Here is a 2,239-nt window from a genome sequence, read left to right as displayed (position 1 = left end):
CCGCGTTCGTGGAGCTCGCGGTGCGCGCGGGCGACCAGGTCGGATGTGATCTGGTCGAGGAGCTGACGCTTGAGGCCCCGCTGGTCCTGCCCGAGGACGGTTCGGTACGGGTCCAGATATGGGTCGGCGAGGCCGACGATTCGGGGCGGCGCGAGCTGACCTTCCACTCCAGCACGGATGACACCGAGGACGGCCGTGCATGGAGGCGGCACGCCATCGGTGTGCTGAGCGAGGCCGGCCGTTCTGGCGGGACTTCGCTGGTGGAGTGGCCTCCCGTGGCCGCGGAGGCCATCGGCCTGGAGGAGTTCTACGACGGTCTGGCGGAGCTGGACTTCGGTCACGGCCCGGCGTTCCGCGGGCTGCGGTCGGTCTGGCGCAAGGGCGACGAGGTGTTCGCCGAGGTCGCGCTGCCGGACGGCGTACGCATGGACGGATTCGCTCTGCACCCGGTGCTGCTCGATGCGGCGCTGCACGCGACCGGGCTCATGGATGGCGACACCGAGGGACTGCCGTTCTCGTGGTCAGGTGTGCGGCTGCACGCCTCGGGCGCGACGGCGCTGCGAGTACACCTGGCACCTGCGGGAACGGACGGAGTGGCGCTCACGGTCGCAGACGCTTCCGGCGCTCCGGTCGCGACCGTGGACTCAGTGGTGCTGCGCCCGGTGTCGTCGGAGCAGTTCGCCTTCGCCGACGGGGGTCGGGACGACGCGCTGTTCGGCGTCGACTGGGTGCCGGTTGCCCTGGTCGCCGGGGACGATGCCCCCACGGTCCAGTGGACCGATCTGGAAGCGCTGGCGGCTTCGGTGGAGCTGCCGGACTACGTTGTTCTGCCGTGCCCGGTGATTGCTGCCTCTGACGTGATCGCCGCCGCGCACGAGGCGGCGCACTGGGCGCTGAACGCGGTGCGGACCTGGCTGTCGGATGAGCGGTTCGCGGCGTCGCGCCTGGTCATCGCCACCAAGGGGGCGGTCACCGCCACGGTCGATGACGCCGTGTCGAATGTCGCGCAGGCGGCTGTGTGGGGTCTGGTGCGTTCCGCCCAGTCGGAGAACCCCGACCGGTTCGTGCTGGTCGACCTCGATGAGGACACGGCGTCGGTGGATGCCCTGCCGTCCGCGCTGGCCACGGGCGAGCCGCAGTTGACGGTCCGGTCCGGTGGCATACGCGCGCCCCGCCTGGCGAGGGTCCGGACGCTCGACACGGACGCCCCGGGCTTCGAGTTCGGTGACGGTGCCGTGCTCGTCACGGGCGCGACGGGGACGCTCGGCGGTCTCGTCGCCCGGCACCTGGTCACTGAGCATGGCGTGCGGAACCTGCTCCTGGTGAGCAGGCGTGGTGCTGCTGCCGAGGGTGCCGAGGCTCTGCGCGAGGACTTGGTCGCGTCGGGCGCCGAGGTGACCTTCGCAGCCTGTGACGTGGCCGACCGCGAGGCCCTGAGGGATCTGCTGTCCGAGCACCAGGTGTCGGCGGTCATCCACACCGCAGGCGTACTGGACGACGGCACGATCGGTTCACTCACCCCCGAGCGGATCGACACCGTCTTCCGGCCCAAGGCCGACGCGGCCTGGCACCTGCACGAACTGACCCGCGACCTCGACCTGGACCTCTCCGCGTTCGTACTCTTCTCCTCGGTGGCGGGCATCCTCGGCGGCCCCGGCCAGGGCAACTACGCCGCCGCCAACACCTTCCTCGACGCCCTCGCCCACCACCGCCGAGCCGCCGGCCTGGCCGCGACCTCGCTCGCCTGGGGCCTCTGGGCCTCGTCCGACGGCATGGCGGGCAGCCTCGACGAGGCCGACGTACGCCGCATCACCAGCGGCGGCGCGATCCCGATCGGCGCGGCCGAGGGCCTGGCGCTGTTCGACGCGGCGGGTTCTGCCGGGCGTGCCGCGCTGGTGCCGCTGCCCCTGGACCTGCCGGTGCTGCGTCGGCAGGCGCGTTCTCAGCCGGTGCCGCACATGATGCGCGGTCTGGTGCGGGGCACCGTGCGCAGGGCGGTCGAGTCAGGCCGTGCCGTCGCGGGCTCTGCGCTGGCGCAGTCGCTGGTGGGTCTGCCGGTGGCGGAGCGGGAGAAGGTGCTGCTGGATCTGGTGCTGGGGCATGTGGCCGTGGTGCTGGGCCACAGTTCGGCGCAGGCCATTGCGGCCGACCGCGCGTTCCGGGAGCTGGGTTTCGACTCGCTCAGCTCGGTGGAGCTGCGCAACCGGCTCAATGCCGCGACGGAGCTGGTGCTGCCGGC

1 protein-coding gene is annotated in these 2,239 nt (G+C 72.0%); it reads left to right on the top strand.

Translation table 11 applies throughout. The features are described from left to right. The coding region (locus AB0I16_RS35740; RefSeq protein ID WP_363253852.1) for a type I polyketide synthase at window positions 1-2,239 on the top strand (2,239 nt) is incomplete at both ends.

The sequence above is a fragment of the Streptomyces sp. NPDC050703 genome (assembly GCF_040654435.1).
Lineage (GTDB): Bacteria > Actinomycetota > Actinomycetes > Streptomycetales > Streptomycetaceae > Streptomyces.
Note: the sequence above shows the minus strand (reverse complement) of the source record. Positions and strands in the feature narration are given on the sequence as shown.